Origin of the sequence: Asaia sp. As-1742 (genome assembly GCF_011753235.1) — a bacterium.
In the GTDB taxonomy this organism is placed as follows: Bacteria; Pseudomonadota; Alphaproteobacteria; order Acetobacterales; family Acetobacteraceae; genus Asaia; species Asaia bogorensis_B.
In genome coordinates this window covers 579,123-600,445 of sequence record NZ_VWWA01000001.1, presented here as the reverse complement: position 1 = coordinate 600,445, position 21,323 = coordinate 579,123, and the positions used below count along the sequence as shown (strand labels likewise).

The following is a 21,323-nucleotide window of genomic DNA, read 5'->3' as shown; positions in this document are numbered from 1 at the left end:
GCTTTTGATACCTTGCCCGCCTGGCGGATGCACGCCGGGCAACAGCCTGTCAGAGGCACAAGACAAACTGTGGAATTTCTGATATAGGCCTGTGCCATGAGCACGTTCAAAACCCCTCCCAAGGGAGGCATGACAGACGCGATGGCGCGTAGCGCCGCCGCGCTGACCGCAACACAGGCCGACTCTCATGCCGGAGACGACGATCCCTTCCAGGAAGGGGATTCCATTGTCTACGCCGCACATGGTGTCGGTCGCGTCGATCGCATCGGTGTCGATGAAATTGCCGGAACGAAGCTGGAAATCATCCAGATCTCGTTCCCCGGCAACCAGATGACACTGCGCATTCCTCTCTCGAAGGCCCGCAAATCGGGACTGCGCAAGATCGTCACGCGCGATATTGTCGAGAAGGCGATGTCGATCATCAAGGGCAAGCCGCACGTCAGCAAGGGCATGTGGGCACGTCGTGCCGTTGCCTATCAGGAAAAGATCAACTCGGGCGATCTGATCCAGATTGCCGAAGTGCTTCGCGACCTGCGCCGCAATGTCGACAGCCTCGATGGCAGCTTCAGTGAGCGCAAGCTGTTCGAAGCGGCACAGGAACGCTTTGTGAGCGAAGTGGCCGTCCTCGAAAACAAGGACCCGACGGCCGTTCTTCAGGCTTTGACGGAGACCATGAAAGCCGCCTGAAGTTTCAGGCATCCTTTCGCCCCCGGTTGCGTTTTACTCCCCAGTCTGACCTGCCAGCCCTCCGGGGCTGGCTTTTCTCATGGAAGAGGAGCGCACCGCGTGGCCGAAGAGACGAGCAAACGTTTTGCCCACAAGAAGATCCTGATCACAGGAGCCTCACAGGGTATCGGCGAGGATGCAGCCATGCATTTCGCTCGTGAAGGCGCACAAGTCGCCATCAATGGCCGCAAAGCGGAAAAGCTGCAGCCTCTGCTGGAAAAACTCCCGAAACCGGTTAATGGCAATCATCTCATCGTCGCCGGCGACATGTCGGTCGAGGAAGATGTCGATCGTGTGATGAAGGAAACGCTTGAAGGCTTCGGTGGTCTCGACGTGCTGATCTGCAACGCTGGTATGCAGATCGAATGTCCGTCGGAGGAGATTGCCCTCAGGGACTTCAACATGGTGATGGCCGTCAACGTCACAGGCGTTGTCCTTTGTGCCCGCGCCGCGCTGAAATACTGGCGTGAGAACGACGTCCCCGGCAATATCATCGTCAATAGTTCGGTGCATCAGCAGATCCCCAAGCCGCACTATCTCGGGTACTCGGCCAGCAAAGGCGCGGTTGGTAACATCGTGCGCACGCTGGCGCTCGAATATGGCCGCTACAATATCCGCGTCAACGCTGTTGCCCCCGGTGCCATCGTAACCCCCATCAATGATGCCTGGGTGAAGGATCCGGAGAAATACGAGGCAACGGCCAAACATATTCCGATGAAGCGTCCGGGTGAGTGTCGCGAAATCTCCGATGCGATGGCCTTCCTTGCCTCCAAGGAATCAAGCTATATTACGGGGCAGACCCTGTTCGTTGACGGTGGGCTGACGCTCTATGCCGATTTCGAACAGAACTGGTCGTCCTGAATCGTTCGAGATCCACGCTTATGTCACTTCCTCCTACCATCCTTGTCGTCGAAGATGATTTCCTGATCAGATCCTGCCTGATCGAATTCCTTGAGGACAGCGATGTACATGTTCTGGAAGCCGATACCTGCGAATCGGCGCGACGGTTGATCGATAGCGATCAGCCGCTCGACGTGATGATCATGGATATCTCCCTGCCGGATGGCAGCGGGGCTGATCTCGGGCAGGAAAGCCGCGTCAAGCGGCCAGACCTGCCCATCATCTACACAACCGGCCACGGTGTGCAGGTCGACCGGAACTCTCGCCTCGACCGTGTCATGACCAAGCCATACCAGCTGGATGCCATACTGAGCGTGGTTCAGGAACTCGTTCCGGAGTCCTGACCGTGCCCTCCCGGACAGCCCACGCACCAGCCCAAGGCGGGGAGACCCAGCAGGCTTTCCTATCGGAGGCCTTTCGGCGGCAGGATATGGCGCAATGTCTTGCACTCCTGAAAAGAATGGTGCCGGGACAAGGAGCCCACCCTCTCGAGGGCCTTCTACGGCTGGCCGAGGCGCTGGACCGACGCGGTGATCTCCTGATGCTCGTTGAAACTGCGAGCAAGAGCGCGCCTGACGATTGCCGCCTGCTCGAACTCAGTGGCACATTGCTCATGCAAAGAGGCGCGCTGGCTGAGGCTGTTGCCCACCTCGAACTGGCCGTATCGCGTCGCCCCTGTCATCTACCTGCCTTGAGCCTGCTGGCGACGGCGCTCAATCAGGCCGGGCGGTTCGATGAGGCCCGGGCCGTACTCGACAAGATCTACACTCTGGACCCTGCCGATCCAAGCTCGCTTTCCAACATCGCCTATCTCATGTCTGCGGCTGGAGACATGAACGAGGCGCTCAACCTGTACCGGCAAGCCATCCAGATCCAGCCCAATCACCCCCAGATGCGGCTGAATTACTCCATCGCCCTGCTCAAGGCCGGATATTTCCAGCAGGGATGGACCGAGCATGAATGGCGGTTCCAGCTTCCCGGCCATACCTCCCTGCCCATGGCGCGCCTCTTGCCCAACATCACCCCTTCGCTGGACCTCCGAGGCAAAAAGGTGCTGGTGACCCATGAGGAGGGATATGGCGATACGTTCATGTATCTGCGCTACATCCCGCTCCTTGCCGAACGTGGGGCGATCATACGCGTCTGGGGGGCCGATATCATGGCGGATCTATGCCGCCGTGTCGCCGGGGTCGATAGCGTCCAGGTGGGCGGAGATATCCCGCCATATGACTACCATTGCCCGTTCATCAGCCTGCCGCGTGCTTTCGCAGCCAGCAAAACGCCATTTGGTATCACACCGCCCTACATCACGGCCGATCCAGCGAAATCGGCCCGCTTTGGCACGCGTCTCGCGCAGGACAGGAAATTGCGGGTGGGCATTGTCTGGGCCGGCGCACCCCGCCGGGATCAGACCGAAGCCTATATGCTCGACCAGCGCCGTTCGATGCCGCTCTCGGCACTGGCTCCGCTTTTCTCTCTCGATGGGGTCAGCTTCTACAGTCTTCAGAAAGGTGACGCGGCGGCACAACTCGCCTCGATGCCCAACCCCGTTATTGACCTGATGCCCGCAATCGAGAGCATGGATGACACGGCAGCCCTGATCGACAACGTCGATATCGTGGTTTCAGTCGACACCTCGATGGTCCATCTTGCAGGTGCCATGAACAAACCCGTCCTGCTGATGGACCGGATCAATCCGTGCTGGCGCTGGATGACCGACCGTGAGGACAGCCCGTGGTATCCCTCCCTGCGCATCGTTCGCCAGACAGCAGCGTGGGAATGGCAGGACGTCGTCTCCCGGGTGAGGAACATGATCTCACAATACGCCGAACGGAAAATCCATGACGCATGATTATCAGGCCGCCAAAGCGCGCGTATCCCGGCTCCTGACATGGCCGGGGCGGGTGATTCTGGGGCTGGCTGGCGCACCGGGGGGCGGAAAATCCACCCTCGCAGCCCAGCTTGCTACCGATTTCGCTGATCAGGCCATGGTCGTACCGATGGATGGCTTCCATCTGGCCAATTGCGAATTGGCGCGCCTCGGCCGGGCTGGCCGAAAAGGTGCTCCTGATACTTTCGATGCAACCGGCTTTGTGAGCCTGTTGTCGCGCATACGTCATCAGGAAGATCAGATCGTCTATGCGCCTTTTTTCGATCGTGCGATCGAGGAGCCGATCGCGGGCGCTATTCCGGTTCTGCCCAATGTGAAACTGGTTATCGTGGAGGGAAACTATCTTCTCTGCGATGGCCTCTGGAGCCCGGTCCGCGCCTGTCTGGACGAGAGCTGGTTTGTGGCGACCGACGAGGCGCAGCGCAATCTATGGCTTGAGGCGCGGCACATTCAGTTCGGGCGCACACCGGAAGAAGCCAGGGCGTGGATTGCAAGCACCGATGCCCCCAATGCGCAGATCATCCTCGCGACGCGCGACAAGGCGGATTGGATCTACGTGCCAGCACTCACAAGTTAGCGCCATTAGTGGCTGCCCGGTTGTCGCCTCCTCTAGCGCCAACCGGGACGTAACATCGGCTCAGTAGTCAAAACCATAGCTGAGCCCGACACTCGAACCGGGATCATTCTCCGGCGTGGTAAAGCCGGTGATCTGTCCTCCCGTGCCAACCGTCGTGTTCAGCTTGAGCCTCTTGGTCAGATCCACCTGAACCTGCGCCTGCGTCCCCGAGCCGCTCGTCGCCTGCTTGGCCCCGACATAAACGCCTTTCATGACGTATTTTCCGGCCTCAAGGCTGGCACCGCCATTATTCACCCCGCTACCACCGCCGACCGCCAGACGGTCGAGCCCCAGAAACCCGCGAACCTTATCGAGCGGATCGAAGCTCGATCCACCGCTGATCTGGGCTACCGCCGCCGCCAAACTGGCCAACTGAGTGGGTGAGAGCGAGGCCGTCGAGCTGCCGAAAAGCAGCATGGCCAATACCTGATCCCGCGGGAGCGATGGCTGCGATGTAAAGTCGATCTTGGGCGCGCTCGCATAGCCCCCCACCACAAGGCTTGCCACGGTACCCTGCACATTGCGATCGGCCCGGAAATCGAGCGATGGATCCAGCTTGTGATCCACGCCCGAGCCATCGAAGGCCACACGCCCCTTGGTGAAGTTGAGGTTGACGCCTGCAAGGTTGAAAAAGCCACGCTTGAGATCAAATCCGCCAGAGATATCCGGCGCGGTACTTACACCCCCGACATGAAGCTTGCCCGACATCTCCGCATCGAGACCATGCCCCCGCACGAAGAAGCTGCCGGGTGAGATCACGTTCAGATCCAGCCCAATGATCATGGCCCGTGTCGTGGCTTCGCGCTTTTCGCCGGGGCGTATCACCGTAAGCTGCGGCACCGAGGCGGGCATTGAATTGGGAATATTCACAATCACGGAGGGCAAACGAATGGTGCCATCGACATCGAGGCGCGTAGAGAGCTGACCGTGGGCCCTGACATCCGTATCGATTACGGCGGTCAGCAAATCACTTGTGATTGGCTGAGCCTTCTGGGCAATGACCTTGATATCAAGCGGCAATCCGGGACGGAGCACCCCGACACTTCCTGACAGGGCGATGGTGCCCTTGCCTGCATGCGCCAGAACATCCTGCAACGTAAGCGTATCATTGGCGGCAATGATTGCGCCGTTGATATCTGTCAGGCGCACGCCCTGCCCGTAATGGGCAAAATTGATCGCCTCGAGGGTGACCCGGCCTGTCGCGGAGGGAGACGACACCGCACCTCCAAGGGCCAGATCAATCCTTGACGTGCCGCTCAGGGCCATACCCTGTGCACCCAGCACGGCATTGGCAACCGCCAGATCCACCGCGCCATTGACCTTCAGATCAAGATTTCCTGCCCCACCTGTCGGCACGCTCCCCGCCACACGCAGACTGATGCGACGCCCGGCGTCAGCCTGCGCATTGATTTGCGCCCGCTGTCCAGAGAGGGTCGCATTGGCCTGCATGTTCAGCGCGGGCAGCGATTCAGCAGGCCCACTGCGCATATGAAGGCCGGACAAGGTCACGCCAACCGTTCCGGCAGGACGTGACAGGTCACCACTGAGATCCGCCTGCGCGGCAAGAGTACCGGATGCATCCAGTGTCGGCATAAAGGGCTTGGCGAGCGCCGGCGTGACACGGGCCACACGCAGATGCACGTCCAGACGTGGTTTGATCGTACCGGACAGATCGAGTGTCGCGGGCGCGACGCCGGGCGGTGCTACAGCGACTTGCAGACGATCCACGCCGGTCTTTTCACCGAAACTGATGGTACTCACACCGGCGCTTCGAAGGGTCTCCCCCTTGAGGAGCGCAGACAGACGATCAATCCGGACGATCTTGCCAGGGAGATCGAGCAGGAGGGCTGTATCCAGCGTCGCAGGTGCCCCCAGCACATGGTCGAAGCTGCCTTTCGCGGCTAGCGCCAAAGCATCGAGCGTACCCCGTGCCGACAAGGTAGCCCCACCCCTCATTTCCTGGAAGGCAACACTGCTCACAGCAAGCCTAAGGTCCATATCCGGCTTGTCGACGGGATTACGCACCGTGCCAGCCAGATCGAGCGTCCCGATGCGGGCCGGATCCGCCTGCACGCCCCCCTTGAGCGACACGGTCAGAACAGGAGGCGTTTCGGGCGTCGGATCGCTCGTCTTGAGGTCGAGCACGAGCCGCCCCCCGAGTTTTCTTCCGGCCAGCGCGGAGAAATCATTGAGATTGCCCGCCGTGACAGCCAGATTGCCGAGCGGCAGTTTGGCCCCGGCGGGCAATGTCAGATGCCCCTTGCCGGAGAGACTGGCCCAGTCGAGCGCCGTCAGATCGAGTTCTACCTCTTCGTCCTTGTGGCGGGCAAAACCTGCGTCGATCGCAAGCTTTCGGCCATCGAGCTTGCCATCGGCATGCAATGTCCCTTCCGGCGCGGAGGGGAGATGGAGCAAGGCAAGGTCGAGGGTCAGCGGGCCGGAAGGGACAGCGCTGGCACCGATCTCTCCCTTGAGCTGCAACTTGGCCGCAAGATCATCCAGCGGGCCTTCACTATGCGCCGTCAAGGCCACATGGCCATGCATCTGCGGTGCCGCCGCCTTGAGGTCAGGCAGGGCCAGCAAAAGCTCATTGACGATAGAAGGCTGCGCACCGAGCGTCATCGAGCCTTCGTCATGAAGATGAAGGGCGCGACCATCGACAGTGAGCGCCTCTATCCTGACCTGACGTGCGGCTTTTGGCCCGGAGACCATCGTGGCATCGAGCCCAAGCGATGTGTCGGCACCTAGCAGCGCCACAAGCTGCTTCATCCCTCCTGTAATCGCGAGCTTGTCACGCAGCGCGATATGAGAATTGCCATTGGGCCTGTAGGTGTAGTCGAGATGAGCAACATTGTGCCCGGCCAGGTCGAGCTTGCCGATGGCGGCCAGCGGTTTGAGATCGGGCAACACGAGATCGAGCGCACCGGCAATATCGGGTTTCAGCATGCCTGTTGTGCTGATCTGGAACAGCGGATGCGTGACCGTAAGCGAGAATGGCTGCGTCGCCTTCTCCGGTGCCGCATCGAGAACCGCGTCAATCGGGGCTTGCGCTAGCAACCCAGCTGGAACACCCGGCGCCCGGACGCCGTCCGCGTGCGCATTGAGCCTTATCCTTGCCGCCTTAGGCCCCTGCCCTTCATCGCCAGCAAAACGCAGGGCCAGATGATTGACGCCTGCCCCGGCAGCGGTCAATGCGTCGATGTCGAGTGTGCCATCCCCGGATGGCGCAAGCAGATCTCCGCGCAGATGGGCCTTGAGGGCTATGCTGGACCACGCAACACCTGCCACAGGCTTCATGGCGGGCGTGGAGGCAGAAAGCCCAAGGGTACCGACATGATGAGCGAGGTCGAGATTGCCCTGCGCATCGGCCCGCACGGCACCGGCTTGCAGAGCCAGTCTGAGATCATTCGCCCGGACAGGTCCGTCGAGGTCGAGCGTGAGTGTCAGAGGGTCAAGTTCCTCGAGCTTCGCAGCCTGCGCAACAAGACCATGCGCGCCGTCCTGAACCCTAAGATGCAGGTTGATCGCATCGCGTGGTGTCGCCAGCGATACCGCTAAGCTCGCCGGACGATCCAGACGTCTGATATCGAGCCCCAGATCGGCCTTCGGCAATTTGCCGATCTGTAGCCCGTCGAGCACGGGTGCGAGATCTGCCAGCGTCAGATGGCCCTGTGCCGAGGCGCTAAGCGGGAAACCTGCCAGAGACTTGCCCAGATCAATACGGCCGATATCGAGCCGGGCAAGCGCGATACCAAGGTGAAGACTGGAGGGTTCGTTCGAGGCGGGCGCTGGAGCAGGTGCGGACGGGTCCGATACGGGCAGACGCTCGAAGCGCAGGGAAGCAGCCTGCAGGAGCGATGCGCGCACCGTCATATGGATAAGCGCAAGTGGCGACCAGTTGAGCCGCGCTTCATCGATAGTCAGATAGGGGCCGAGATGATCATGGAGTGTGATCCGCCTGATATGCAGGCGCGATGGAATGAAGCCACCCACCCCCTGCAACTCGACCATACCACCGGTCAGGCTCGCGGTCTGACGCTCGATGACGCGCTGACCGTAAGGAATATTGACGAAAACCAGTATGACCACGAGAGCAATCGTGACCAGCGCTACGGGCACACCAACCACCAGCCCAGCCACCCACAGCAGGATGCGCCGCGCGCGCGACTTGCGGGGTCTGGTGTTTTGTGCCCTATCCGCTTCAGGCGAGCCCGTAGCGGTCACTTGCGAGGCCCTGCGTCGGGGAAAGCGGATCATCAGAACGTCTCCCCGAGACCGATATAGAGTTCCCACTTGTCACCATGGGGCGGACGATTGGCTGGCAGGGCGACATCGAGACGCACAGGGCCAATCGGGGTGTAGTAGCGGACACCCGCACCGTAACCGACCCTGAGGGTCCCCTGGAATGGACGGCTTCCGACACCAACCTGACCGGCATCGACAAACGCGGCGGCTCCAAAGCTCTTGAGAATACGCTGCCGATATTCCACCGTCCCGGCATCAAGGGAGGTTCCGCCAATGCCGTATTTACCGTTTTGCGGCCCGACACCCTGATAACGGAAGCCACGCACGGTAGCGGGGCCGCCAGCATAGAGGCGTTGATCAGGCGGGATTTGATAGGTCGATGCGCCCTGCACCGAACCGACAATTCCACGCACGGCGATAACCGAACGCCCCGGCGCCGTCAGCCCGATCCGGTTCAGGTCGAAATAGGTCGATGCGCCGGCACTCATGATCGTGAAGAACGCGCTGCCGCTCTCGAGCGATTCGGAGGGCGTGATATTGACGTTGGCCCGAATACCGTGCGTGGCAGGATCGATAGGATTGGCAAGCTCGGTCGAATCATAATTGGCGCCCAGCGGCAGCTGCACGATCAGGTAATCGGTCGAAACGCCAAACTGCTTTATGTTCTCCTGCTCTGCCAGAACGCTGCCCGACACGTTCCAGTACCGGCTGAGCTTTCTGATCAGCCCTCCACGCACCAGCAACGCGGTCTGATGATAGGAATAAAGGAGCTGACGGATGCCTTCGACACGCAGGCTGAGATTCTGGTCCCGCCGCATGAAATCCGGCTTGAGGAAGTCGGCATAGACGTCGTAGCCGAGCCCCTGCTGGGCACTTCCACCCAGTCCCGTGACGAGTGCCGTCAGTCGCAAACGCTCTGCCGCACCCAGCAGATTGTGATGTGTCCAGCTCGCGCCGACACGCCCACCGAGGTCGGTTGAGTACCCTACCTGCGCAGATACCGTATGACGTCGCGATTCTTGCAGCGTAAAACGGAGCGGCATGGCCTGTGACACACCCGGTGTCGCCTTACCGCGAGCCAATGCCACCAGTGGTGGTGCATCGTGAACACCGACGGAAGAGAATATCCCGACACTGGCCAGATCCTGACGGGCCTCTTCGATCTTGCTGGGCTGATAAAGCTGCCCCTCGCCAATCAACAGACGACGGCGCAGGAATGCTTCTCTCGTGTGCTTCTGCCCCTCGAAGCTGATGGGACCAATATCGACCACCGGCCCCATACCGACCGCGAACTCAAGATCCAGCGTGTGCGTGGCAGGCCTGAGATAAGCCAGTGGCGTCGCGACACTCGCCTGGGCATAACCTTCTTCTAGCAAGGCATGTTGCAACGCAGACTGGGCTGAAAGAATGTCGGCGGCGACGGCCTTCTGGCCGACCTCGAGGCCAAATGCCTTGCGTTCCTCAGTACTCAGCGTGACCGGGGCAGGTATCACGTTGTCCGTTGAGCCCGTCGGGCCAGATAGTGCCGGCTTAGCGGTCGCCCCTGTAGCTTGCTGCTCGCTCTGTGACATCGCAGCAGCCTTGTGATCGCTCCCTGCATTTCCCGGCTTGTCGGCGCCGGACGCTGGAGCGTGTTGCCCCTGCGCAGCGGCCGGTCCTGCATCATGTGGCAATCCGTCATTGAGCGGACCGCTGACAAACGTGATCTTGCCGATATGAAATTGTGGCCCGGTCTCGGGTTTGATCGTGATACGCAACCTGTCTGCGCCATGCTGCGCCGCAAGGCGATCCGGCAGTGCGGGATTACGACCATCGATGATCTGCCCATCAGGTAACTTGACGCTGATAACGACCGTGCCTGCGTAAAAACCACGGCTTTCCAGCGCGGTCTGCACACGATCATAGTCGCCACGGATACGCCCCGCGAGGGCATAGGGATCGACCGCTTTCGTTTTTTGCAGCGAGACAAGAGAGGAGGCCGCCCGTACCATCGGATCAAGATCCGCATCGCTCGATGGTGCAATATCAACCTGATAAGCCGTATCAGGCTCGCCACCTTTGCCTTTTTTCTCACCCGCGTGGGCAGCAAGAGCACTGCCCGGCTGCCACATGGCGGCGCAGACACTCACAGAAAAGACAAAAAACAGGCCAGAAGCACGCTCAGGCCGTAACTGCCTAGCCCTCGTTCCAGAGTAGCCAGAAAAGCGTGGGACGCGGTAAAACGACAGCAATAGAACTCCTGCTGCAGGCTAAAATCCTGAAGTCGATGACAGAAAACCGTGTCAGGATCATGTCACGGGTAAGCCGGCAAGAAAAGGCGCGATGCCGTTCAAAGCCTATGTGGAACGTCACCTTCCTGAGCGCCTGCCCGAACGTTTCGTTCAATCTTAATAAATTCGATCCCGGATGGCTGTTGTCCGACTTGGCCGTTTCACGCTAGATATCGGTTAATGACAGACGCGATCACGCGCCGCCGTCCTGCTAGCGACGCTTCCGGCCCCGACTCCTGGACCGCCCCGCTCGAACCCGCCCTCCCCACGGAGCGTGCATCGGGGAACGGTATGATTTGCCGGCTCCGGGCGATACGTCGCATGGGTCTGTCCTGCCTGTGGACACTCGTTGCAAGCGTTCCACAGCGCATCCTCCTCAAGCGTCAGGGGGCGGCCAAGATCGTTTTTGCACGGTTTTACTGGGCAACCATCTGCCGTATCCTGGGCATGCATGTTCGTGTTGTCGGTGAACCCGCCGGAACGATACGCGACAGTATCGCCGTGAAGAACGGCGAGCGTCCGGTCATCTTCGTTGCGAACCATTCCTCGTGGCTTGATATCGCTGTGGCCGGCGGCATTCTTCCCACTGTTTTCGTCGCCAAACAGCAGATTGCCGACTGGCCGGTGATCGGCACCCTCGCGCGTCTTGGCCGCACGATCTTTGTCAGCCGCCAGCGCAACAACACCGGTCGCGAATTGCAGGCGATGACCGACCGACTCAATAACGGTGACAATCTGATCCTGTTTCCGGAGGGCACCTCAACTGACGGCACGCATGTGCTGCCTTTCATGTCCTCTTTTTTCGCCATCGCGAAGCCAAGTCGGGTCGATACCGCCCTGCCAACCCCGCCTTCCGTCATGATCCAGCCCGTCTCGATCGTCTATGACCAGCTTAACGGTCTGCCTATAGGCCGCGCCCGACGCACGGCCCTGGCCTGGTACGGCGATATGGATCTGGCCCCTCATATCTGGTCTGTTACGCAATGGCGCTCCCTGGGCGCCACTGTGATCCTGCACCCCCCTGTCGATCCGGCGGATTATCCAAGCCGCAAGGAGCTCTCGACTGCGGTTCAGGAGATCGTGGCGCAAGGCGTGGCGCAATTGCACCACAATCCCGAACACCCGGAGCCGGTGCAACACTGAAAGTGGCCGCTCTCCCCGTGAGATCCTCTTGCGGCGGCGAGCGCGGCGCGGCCGGCATACCCGCCCTGCATTGCGGCGTCATACGGCGCATGAATATTAGCCATGCATTTACTGCTGCCTTGCGCTACAAAGCGCCAAGGACATATCGAAATGATCAGCTGCACGTAATAGGCAGCACCCGGACAAAGGCTCTTGGTGCGCTTGCCGCGTTGCTGACACAAGCGGACCACAGGGCCAAAGGTTAGGATACGTGAACGTCGAGACTTTAACCGACAGCACTCTTCCCGTGCAGAACGACAGCCAGACCAACGCGCGTGGACTGCATGTCATCACCTGGGGCTGTCAGATGAATGTCTATGACAGCGCGCGTATGACCGACGTGCTCGCGCCGCTCGGCTTCAAGCCGGTGACCACGCCGGAACAGGCAGAGATGGTCATTCTCAACACGTGCCATATCCGCGAGCGCGCTGCCGAGAAGGTGTTCTCCGAGCTGGGCCGCCTGCGCAAGATCAGTGAAGAGCGCGAGACCGCCGGACTCAGCCGCTCGATCATCGCCGTTGCTGGTTGCGTAGCCCAGGCAGAAGGCGAAGAGATTCTTGCTCGTGCGCCCTATGTCGATATCGTTCTCGGCCCGCAGACCTATCATCGCCTGCCCGAGATGGTGGCGCGTGCCGCCCGTGCTGGCGGTGCCGTGATCGATACGGATTTCCCGGTCGAAATGAAGTTCGACTTCCTGCCACAGGATTCTGCTCCTCAGGTGGAAGGAAACCTGACAGCCTTCCTGACCATTCAGGAAGGCTGCGACAAGTTCTGCTCCTTCTGTGTCGTGCCCTATACGCGCGGCGCTGAAACAAGCCGTTCCCTCCCTTCTGTGCTGGCCGAGGCGCGCCGTATGGTGGAGAGCGGCGTTCGGGAGATCACGCTGCTCGGGCAGAACGTCAATGCCTATCACGGCGATGATGGCGAAGGTGGCACGGCCGATCTGCCACGCCTTGCGAAAGCCCTGGCGGCACTGCCCGGCCTTGAACGCATACGGTACATGACGTCGCATCCGCGCGACATGGACCAGTCCCTGATTGATGCGCATCGTGACAACCCTGCGCTCATGCCCTTCCTTCACCTGCCCGTGCAGTCCGGGTCGGATCGTATCCTGAAGGCCATGAACCGCGGTCATACGGGCGACGAGTACCGCGCGCTGATTGCGCGGCTGCGTGAAGCCTGTCCCGATCTCGCTCTTTCCTCCGATTTCATCGTCGGCCATCCGGGAGAGACGGAAGAGGATTTCGAGGCGACAATGCAGCTCGTGCGCGATATTGGTTTCGCACAGGCATTTTCGTTCAAGTACTCGCCGCGCCCCGGCACGCCTGCAGCCGGCCAGCCCTTCCAGATCGAAGAGTCCGTCAAGGACGAGCGTCTGCAACGTCTGCAGGCCCTGCTGCGTGAGCAGCAGGACGCCTTCAACGCCGATATGGTCGGCCGGACACTGCCGGTGCTCTTTACCGGGCGCGGCCGCAAACCCGGACAGATCACCGGGCGTTCACCCTATCTGCAACCGGTTCATGTCGAAGGGACCGATGACCTGATCGGTCAGACCGTGCCGGTTGTGATAACCCAGCGTCTTACCAATTCGCTGGCTGGTATACTCTTACGGGAGAGAGTCTGCGCTTGAGCCACCCCACGGCACCCCAGTCGCATCCCGGATACGGGACCAATGACCGTAACTCCAGGCGGCACCTCCCGCCTGAAACCCCTCCTCACGAACAGGGACACCGCACCTCGGCGCTGCGTTTCGGAGATAACATTCTCCTTCAGCAGCTTCTAGGCGATCACGACCGCCATCTCATCAGGCTCGAACAGGGTTTCGATGTGCGCCTGACGTGCCGCGGCAACAAGATTGCCATCACGGGTGAAGCGGCTTCTGTCGCTCGCGCTCAGGCCGCTATTACCGCGCTCTATAACCAGCTTGAGCATGGCGGCAAGATCGACGGCCCCGTGGTTGACAGCGTCATTCGCCTGTCTGCCCTGCCGCGGCCAACCCGCGCGGCGGAGCCCCGAAACGCGCCCCGCCAGAACGAGGCGTCTGCCGCCGAACTGCCACGCACCGAGACCGAAGGCCCAGCGCCCTTCCTCGACCTGCCGGCCATCAAGACCAAACGCGGGGCCATTGCGCCGCGTTCGCGCGGGCAGGCCGCCTATATGCAGATGCTGGCCAAGACCGAACTGACTTTCGGGATCGGGCCGGCCGGTACCGGCAAGACCTATCTGGCCGTGGCACAGGGTGTTGCCATGCTTCAGGCCGGTCAGGTGGACCGGATCATCCTCTCCCGCCCTGCCGTCGAGGCTGGCGAGCGTCTGGGCTTCCTGCCCGGCGACCTGCGCGAGAAGATCGACCCCTACCTGCGCCCGCTCTATGATGCGCTCAATGACATGCTGCCGGGTGATCAGGTCGCCCGCCGGATGGCCAATGGCGAAATCGAGGTGGCACCGCTTGCCTTCATGCGCGGCCGAACCCTCGCCCATGCCTTTGTCATTCTTGACGAGGCCCAGAACACCACCCCGGCCCAGATGAAGATGTTCCTGACCCGTATGGGTCAGGGCGCTCGCATGGTCATTACCGGTGATCTTAGCCAGATCGATCTGCCTTCTGGCGTCGCATCCGGTCTGCGTGAAGCGGTCGAGACCCTTGAAGGCTTGCCGGGAATTGGTATTACCCGTTTCGAGTCCGCCGATGTCGTGCGTCACCCGCTGGTGGCACGTATCGTGGACGCTTATGATCAACGAGTGGCTGCGGCACGGGACTATTCCCGAGGCAGGTCGCGCCGGGAATACAATGGAACCTCGAAGTAGTCTGACCCCATCCGCCGAAGAGCCGTCCTCTATCACGAGGGCGGCCCTTCGTTCACGTCTCGATCTGATCGTGGCCGATCGCCGCTGGCGTGCCAGCGTGCCCAATCTGGAAGCGCTCGTTGCCCGCTGCCTTGAGGCAAGCTGGCCGTGGCTTGACCGCGACCGTGTTCCGGCCTTCCTTCTTGCAGGTGACCACGCCATCAAGGCGCTCAACGCGACGTTCCGTGACAAGAACAAGCCGACCAATGTCCTCACCTTCGAGGAGAACGGTGCGTTTGGCGATGGCGATATAGCCCTTGCCTACGAGACCGTCCGTCGCGAAGCCAACGCGAGCGGCAAGAAATTTCCGCATCACTTTGCGCATCTCGTCGTTCATGGCCTGCTGCACCTCGCAGGTCACGACCATCACCGCCCCGATGAGGCGCGGCTGATGGAGATGACGGAATCCCGCATTCTGGCCCGCCTCGGTGTTCCCAATCCCTGGCGCATGGGCGGGGGGCGCGGCGCATGAGTGAGAGCGACGACCATCGCCAGAGGCCGGCCAAGGGATTGTTCGGCATCTTCAATCGCAAGGGGCGCGAACAAGGGCTGCGACTTTCGATTGCGGCTCTTGTGGAAGAGGCAGCTGCCCCCCACCCCGAAGCGGGCACCCGTCCGGAGCTGGATCGACAGGAACGTGCACTCATTACCAATGTGCTGCATCTGCGCGAAAAAACCGCCGATGACGTCATGGTGCCCCGTGCCGATATCGTTTCGATGTCAGCGGATATCACGTTGGACGAAGCGCTGGATTTCATGCGCCGTGAAAACCATTCACGCGTGCCGGTCTATCGCGAGCATCTCGACAACGTCATCGGGATGATTCACGTCAAGGACCTCATTGCCTATATCGGCACCTCGGAGGCGTTCGATATCGAGCCCCTTCTGCGCCAGCCCTTGCTGGTAGCGCCACAGATTCCTGTGCTTGATCTGCTGTTGCAGATGCGTCAGCGACGCACCCACCTGGCGCTCGTCATCGACGAATATGGCGGCGTGGATGGGCTGGTCACCATCGAGGACCTTGTGGAAACCATCGTGGGTGACATCTCCGACGAGCATGACGAGCCAGTCTCGGCCATGATTTCCGAGCGTGCCGATGGGTCCTTCGACCTTGATGCCAGATTGCCGGTGGATGAACTCGAAGGCTTCATGGGGCCGGTGCTGACCGAAGCGGAACGTGAGGCGGAAATCGAAACCGTCGGTGGTCTCGTCTTCCGCCTTGCCGGGCATGTGCCGATACGCGGTGAGGTGTTTACCCATGAAAGCGGCCTTGTCTTTCGTGTGACCGATGCTGATGCACGCCATATCCGGGCGCTCCGGATGCGCGTGCCGCCCGATTGGGTCCGTAGCGACAATCCAACGCCCCACCACGGCGACGAGAAACGCTGAACCCCCACCCTCTCCCGCCTCATGTTGTCCGGCGCGGCGTCGCGCGGGACACTTGACGCGGAGAGGGCTTCCGGTCTTCAAAACTCCGGTATCATTCACGGGGAGAGTTCTTCATGTCTTTGTACCGGCGCAGTTTCCTGGCAGCCATGCCCGCCCTCGCCCTCATGCCGAAGGCCCGCGCAGAGGATGCCCGACTGACCCCGCGCACCCTTGGCAACCCCAAGGCGCCCGTCACGGTCAATGAGTGGTTCTCCCTCACCTGCACCCATTGTGCCCATTTCGAGATGACGGTTTTTCAGGATGTTAAGAAAAACCTGATCGATACCGGCAAGGTGTTTTACGTCTACCACGATTTCCCGCTCGATCAGATTGCCCTGCTCGGGGCGATGGTAGCGCGTTCGCTGCCTGTCGATCGCTATGTGCCGTTCGTTAATTCGATGCTCTCGAGCCAGGATCGCTGGGCTTTTGCACGGGACGTGAACCCCAAGCAGCAGATCCAGCAGATGGCTGCACTCGCAGGCATTTCGGCTGAGCAATTTGCGAAGATTGACGCCGATGATACATTCCGTCAGGCACTGGTCGCCCAGCAGGATGCCGATCAGGCGAAATACAATATCGGCGGCACGCCCTTCTTTATGTTCAACAAACAGCCCTATAATCAGGAGCTTCTGACCTATGAGGCCTTCGAGGCCGAGGTCAAGAAAGCCGGCGGCTAAACAGAGGACCCCGCTTTTCGCGTATGTCAGCCAAGATCACGCGCCTGCGGATAGCGGGTTTCAAGAGTTTTGCCGATCCAGCCACAATCGACATCCTGCCTGGCCTCACCGGTATTGTGGGGCCAAATGGTTGTGGCAAATCCAACGTCGTTGAGGCCCTGCGCTGGGCGATGGGCGAGAGTTCCGCCCGTGCCCTGCGCGGCGGTGAACTGGATGACCTGATTTTTGCAGGGACGAGCGCACGTTCGGCCCGCAGCCTCGCCGAGGTGACGCTGTGGCTGGATGAGGCACAGGGTCTCGCCCCACCCCCATTCAGCGATACGGACGGTCTCGAGATCACCCGGCGAGCCGAACGCGGATCGGGCAGCGAATTTCGTCTCAACGGGCGCGCCCTGCGTGCGCGTGACATCACCACGATGTTTGCCGATCTCTCTTCAGGGGCTCGCAGCTCCTCCATTGTCAGCCAGAACCGTGTCAGCGCGCTCATCAGCGCCAAGCCCGAGGAAAGACGGTCGCTCCTTGAAGAGGCTGCGGGCATCACAGGCCTTCATGCGAGGCGCCACGATGCTGAAATCAAGCTCCGCCAGGCTGAAGGCAATATGGAGCGCTCGGAGGACCTTCGTCAGCAGATCGAGACGCGGCTGGCCACACTCGATGCGCAATCGGTTCAGGCAAGAGCCTATCGCAGCCTTTCCGAAGCCATACGTGCGGATGAACTGACCCTCTCCTGGCTCGTACACCGCCGGGCCGCCTTGCTGGTCGAGCGCACACGCGAGCAGCTTGAGGCTGCGGAAAAATCCCGTGACGATTCGGCGCGCGCTGCGGAAGAGGCTGGGCAGCAGGGCGCAGCAGGACATGAACGCCTGCTCGCCCTGCGCGACCATACCGACGCCCTGCGTACCACCCGCGACAGGCTGCGCGTCATCAGCGAATCGACCCGCGAGGCCGTGGCGCAGGCTCAGGCGCGCCACGAGCAGACGGCACAGCGCCACGAGCAGATGGAAGCCGATCACCATCTGGCCCTGAAACGACTGGAGGAACTCACGCAGCGCGAGGCGCTGCTGAATGAGGAAGAGCAACGGCTCGCCATCACCTTGGGCGAGCTGCCCGATACGCTTGTCACCCTTCGCGAGGCCGCTCAGGAAAGCGCCGAACTCCTGTCCCGCCTCGAGCAGACAAGACTGGCCCTGACTGACAAGCTGACCACACGGCGCATGACCGCTCAGGCCCTCACACTGGAGCATGAAGCTGCCGCAAAGGCCGTTGAAGCCCTGACGGGTGAGTCGGCAACGCTCGCGAAGGCGATAGCCGAACTCCGGGACGAGCTTCCCGATGAGACGGCGCTAGAGCAACTTACCCGGCGACTGGATGAGCAGCGTCAGGAGAGAACCGCGCTCGACCAGCAAATCCAGCAGCAGGCGCAGCTCAGGCAGGAACAACTCGTCAACACCTCCAAAGCCGAACAGGATCTGGCCCGAATCGAGAGGGAAGCCCGCGAAAATCGCGAGATGCTTGCGCGGTTAACGGCGCGGGCAAGCAACCTCAACCAGCAGATCGCAGTGCACCAGAATGAACTGGAAGCCCTCGAAGCCGCCCGGCTCGATGCGGATGCGTTGGATGCGCTCGATACCAGGGCCGCCACGCTGATGACGGCACGGGATGTTGCCAGAGCGAAAGCGGAAGAGAGCCGCTCCGCCCTGGCGCAGATCGAGCAACAGCTCAGCGCCCAGCAGGCCGAGGCGCGCAGCATCGCCCGACAGCGGGAGCTGCTCGAGAAAGACCGCGATCAGGCCCGCCAGAGTCTTGAACGGCTGAATCAGTCCCTCGAGACCCTTATCGCCCGGCGGGAGGCTCTCGGCAGCGATATGCCCGACGATGCCGTCATCAGTCACGCCGTCGGAGCCCGGGAGGCCGCGCAACGCACACTGTCGTCCCTGATTGTCGAAATCGAGACGATAAGCCAGGCGCGGCGCGATACACAGCAGGCGCGGGACGAGGCCGAGAATGCCCTCCGCTTGGCCAGCGCCGAGCATCTCGCCCTCGTGGCAAGACGTGATGCCTTGCAGGCCAACACGCCCGACGATGCCCTGCCAGACCCTGCGCTGGCGCAAATGGAAATTCCCGCAGGGCTCGAGCGCGCCGTTGCTGCGGCCCTCGGGCAAACGCTCGAGGCTTCGCTGGATACACTCCAGAGTCGCGCATGGCAGGCGCTTCCGCCGTTGACCCCGGCACAGTTCGGGGCTGGTTGCAGATCGCTCTCGGCCCTGATCAAGGCGCCTGAAGCGCTCCGCCGCTGCCTCGATCATGTCGGCCTGATTGATAGCAAGCAGGATCCTGAAGCACTCCAGACGCGTCTCCTCCCCGGTCAGTGCCTCGTCACAAGCGAGGGTGCCCTGTGGCGCTGGGATGGCTATCGGGAAGCGGCCAACCTGCCCTCGACCGCCCTCAGCCGGGTCGAGCATCTGGCCGCGCTTCGGGATCTGGATACCCGGATTGCCGCCGCGGAGGCTGCCATTCCTGCCCTGCGGGCAACGCTTGGCTCCTTCAATGATCAGGATGCCGATCACGCGGCAAAGCTGACAGCCCTTCGCGAGACAGTACAACGCGAGGAAAAAAACCTGAGTGCCCTGAAACAGGCCGAGACCGACCTGCTCGATCGTCGGGACCGGCTCGCCGGGCAGATTGCCCAGATCGATCAGAACAGCACCGAGACCACAATCCAGCGGGACGAAACCCACGACCGCCTGACCAACGCCGTGGCAGGCCTTGAGGCTCTGGGCGATGAAGCGAAACTGCACGAGGCCCTGCACGTCCTGAATGGCGACGTTTCCAGACAGCGCAGCGTGACCGAGGCCGCTATTACCGCCGCGAGCCAGATCGAGACCGACTACACGACCGCCCAGCAGGATGCGACAAGGCAGCGCCTGCAGAACGATTCCTGCATCGCCAAGCTCGCCACGATCGGCGCCGTGCTGAAGCAGGCGCGTGCTGATCATGATGACGTGGCCGGTCAGCGTCAGGCGCTCTCGCAAAACGATCACGACGCCGCACTGGCCTCTGCCCGCACGGTGCTTGAACAGTGCAAGAGTGCTCTTGTTACAGGTGATCGGGAACGCGCTGCGCTGAAAACAAGGCTTGAGGCCCTCGGCCGTGATATCGGCCATTCCAGCCGCGAACTTCAGACGCGCCGTGACCTCAAACTCAGCCTGAACAGCCGCCTTGCGGCCCTGACCCCACGTCAGAACACCGTCAAGGATCAGCTTGCGCGGGCAACGCAAGCACAGGAAGCTCTGGCTCCGATACCGGATCTCGCGCCTTTTGAGGCAGAGCTCAGCTCGGCGCTGGCCGCCGAGGCCGATCAGCGCGAACGCGACCTTGCCGCCAGAACGCAGGTGCAGGAGGCCCAGTCACGGCTGGATCAGGCAACGCAGGAGAAGTACGCCATCGCGCTCAGGCTTGGTGAAACGCGCGCGCAGGGCGAGACGCTGCGCGACGATTGTTCCCGGCTCGAGGAGCGTCTGACGCTCAGCATGGAAGAAATTTCCCGTAGTGCGGCTGAGAGAACCGCGCAGGATGAGGCGCTACAAACCCATCATTCCGCCTTGCAAAACGCCGAGCAGGCGCACGAACAGGCCGCTATTGCGCTGACAGACCTCGATAAGGCTTTGCAGGATCTGGCTTACAGCCAGCGTGAAGAGGAGCAACGCGGAGCACAGGCCCGCGAAAATGCCATCCGGTTGCAGGAGCGCCTGGCCCAGGCACTGGCGCAGCATGAGAAACTAGCCGAAACACCGCTTGTCGAGCCAGAATCACCTCCGGATATCCCCCTCACCGAGGCAAGCGAAACGACGATCAAGCGGCGGCTCGCCCGCGCCCAGAAAGACCGCGAGGCCCTCGGGCCGGTTAACCTTCTGGCCGAGCAGGAATACACGCAGGCCAAAGAGCAATCCGACCATCTGACACGCGAGCATGAGGAGCTGACATCCGCCATCCAGCGCCTGCGTGGGTCAATCAATGCCCTTAAGAAAGAAGGGCGCGAGCGCCTTCAGGCAGTCTTTGTCGAGGTAGACCGCCATTTCCAGTCGCTTTTCAGCCGTATGTTCAATGGCGGCAAGGCGCATCTGGGTCTCGTCGGCAGTGATGATCCTCTCGAAGCGGGGCTCGAAATCTTTGCGCAGCCGCCGGGCAAGAAGCTGTCCACCCTCTCACTGCTTTCAGGTGGCGAGCAGGCGCTGACGGCGCTATCGCTGATATTTGCTACCTTCCGGTGTCAGCCGTCACCGCTTTGTATCCTCGATGAGGTGGATGCGCCACTTGACGATGCCAATGTCGAGCGCCTCTGCGGTCTGCTCAAGGACATGGCCGAAGAAGCCCAGACACGCTTCCTGATCGTGACCCACCACCAGTTGACCATGGCCCATATGGACAGGCTGTTCGGCGTGACCATGCAGGAACGCGGTGTCAGTCAGGTGCTTTCGGTCGATCTGTCACTAGCCGCCGCTTTTGCAGAAAGCGGCAACACAGCGGTGGCATCACGATAA

Annotated in this window: 14 protein-coding genes; 12 read left to right on the top strand and 2 right to left on the bottom strand. The window is 61.3% G+C overall.

Features of this window, described 5'->3' with window-relative positions:
- Positions 1-96 precede the first annotated feature (96 nt).
- The 5 genes from F3J08_RS02560 to F3J08_RS02540 all read left to right on the top strand — a co-directional run bounded on the left by F3J08_RS02560 (position 97) and on the right by F3J08_RS02540 (position 4,094).
- A complete protein-coding gene (locus F3J08_RS02560) occupies positions 97-687 on the top strand; it encodes a CarD family transcriptional regulator (protein WP_023978709.1) in 591 nt (196 codons plus the stop codon).
- A 99-nt stretch (positions 688-786) separates the two neighbouring features.
- Positions 787-1,587, top strand: coding sequence for a glucose 1-dehydrogenase (locus F3J08_RS02555; RefSeq protein WP_166928288.1), 801 nt, complete (start codon positions 787-789; stop codon positions 1,585-1,587).
- A 20-nt stretch (positions 1,588-1,607) separates the two neighbouring features.
- Complete coding sequence (locus F3J08_RS02550) at positions 1,608-1,970, top strand: response regulator (RefSeq protein WP_062164756.1); 363 nt, start codon at positions 1,608-1,610, stop codon at positions 1,968-1,970.
- An 86-nt stretch (positions 1,971-2,056) separates the two neighbouring features.
- A complete protein-coding gene (locus F3J08_RS02545) occupies positions 2,057-3,478 on the top strand; it encodes a tetratricopeptide repeat protein (RefSeq protein ID WP_166928287.1) in 1,422 nt (473 codons plus the stop codon).
- On the top strand, positions 3,468-4,094 hold the full coding sequence (locus F3J08_RS02540) for a nucleoside/nucleotide kinase family protein (RefSeq protein WP_166928286.1): 627 nt from the start codon (positions 3,468-3,470) through the stop codon (positions 4,092-4,094). The genes F3J08_RS02545 and F3J08_RS02540 overlap by 11 nt, the downstream gene beginning before the upstream one ends.
- A 60-nt stretch (positions 4,095-4,154) precedes the next feature.
- Here F3J08_RS02540 and F3J08_RS02535 read toward each other — a convergent pair whose 3' ends face one another.
- Positions 4,155-8,390, bottom strand: a complete 4,236-nt coding sequence (locus F3J08_RS02535; protein WP_166928285.1) for a translocation/assembly module TamB domain-containing protein — start codon at positions 8,388-8,390, stop codon at positions 4,155-4,157.
- A complete protein-coding gene (locus tag F3J08_RS02530; RefSeq protein WP_166928284.1) occupies positions 8,390-10,489 on the bottom strand; it encodes an autotransporter assembly complex family protein in 2,100 nt (699 codons plus the stop codon). The genes F3J08_RS02535 and F3J08_RS02530 overlap by 1 nt, the downstream gene beginning before the upstream one ends.
- A 339-nt stretch (positions 10,490-10,828) precedes the next feature.
- Between F3J08_RS02530 and F3J08_RS02525 the strand changes: the two genes are divergently transcribed.
- From F3J08_RS02525 to F3J08_RS02495, 7 genes are all read left to right on the top strand, one after another.
- Complete coding sequence (locus F3J08_RS02525; RefSeq protein ID WP_240149068.1) at positions 10,829-11,791, top strand: 1-acyl-sn-glycerol-3-phosphate acyltransferase; 963 nt, start codon at positions 10,829-10,831, stop codon at positions 11,789-11,791.
- A gap of 286 nt (positions 11,792-12,077) precedes the next feature.
- Positions 12,078-13,460 carry a tRNA (N6-isopentenyl adenosine(37)-C2)-methylthiotransferase MiaB gene (gene miaB, locus F3J08_RS02520; RefSeq protein ID WP_370458654.1) on the top strand — a complete coding sequence of 461 codons (1,383 nt, stop codon included), beginning with the start codon at positions 12,078-12,080 and terminating at the stop codon, positions 13,458-13,460.
- A 113-nt stretch (positions 13,461-13,573) separates the two neighbouring features.
- The gene (locus F3J08_RS02515; protein ID WP_162922312.1) at positions 13,574-14,638 is read left to right on the top strand and encodes a PhoH family protein; all 1,065 of its coding nucleotides are present in this window, start codon (positions 13,574-13,576) and stop codon (positions 14,636-14,638) included.
- Positions 14,622-15,149, top strand: a complete 528-nt coding sequence (gene ybeY / locus F3J08_RS02510; protein ID WP_122040023.1) for an rRNA maturation RNase YbeY — start codon at positions 14,622-14,624, stop codon at positions 15,147-15,149. Before F3J08_RS02515 ends, ybeY begins: the two co-directional genes overlap by 17 nt.
- Positions 15,146-16,066, top strand: a complete 921-nt coding sequence (locus F3J08_RS02505) for a hemolysin family protein (protein ID WP_122050073.1) — start codon at positions 15,146-15,148, stop codon at positions 16,064-16,066. The genes ybeY and F3J08_RS02505 overlap by 4 nt, the downstream gene beginning before the upstream one ends.
- A 113-nt stretch (positions 16,067-16,179) precedes the next feature.
- Complete coding sequence (locus tag F3J08_RS02500; protein WP_023978721.1) at positions 16,180-16,782, top strand: thioredoxin domain-containing protein; 603 nt, start codon at positions 16,180-16,182, stop codon at positions 16,780-16,782.
- A gap of 23 nt (positions 16,783-16,805) precedes the next feature.
- A complete protein-coding gene (locus tag F3J08_RS02495) occupies positions 16,806-21,323 on the top strand; it encodes an AAA family ATPase (protein WP_166928283.1) in 4,518 nt (1,505 codons plus the stop codon).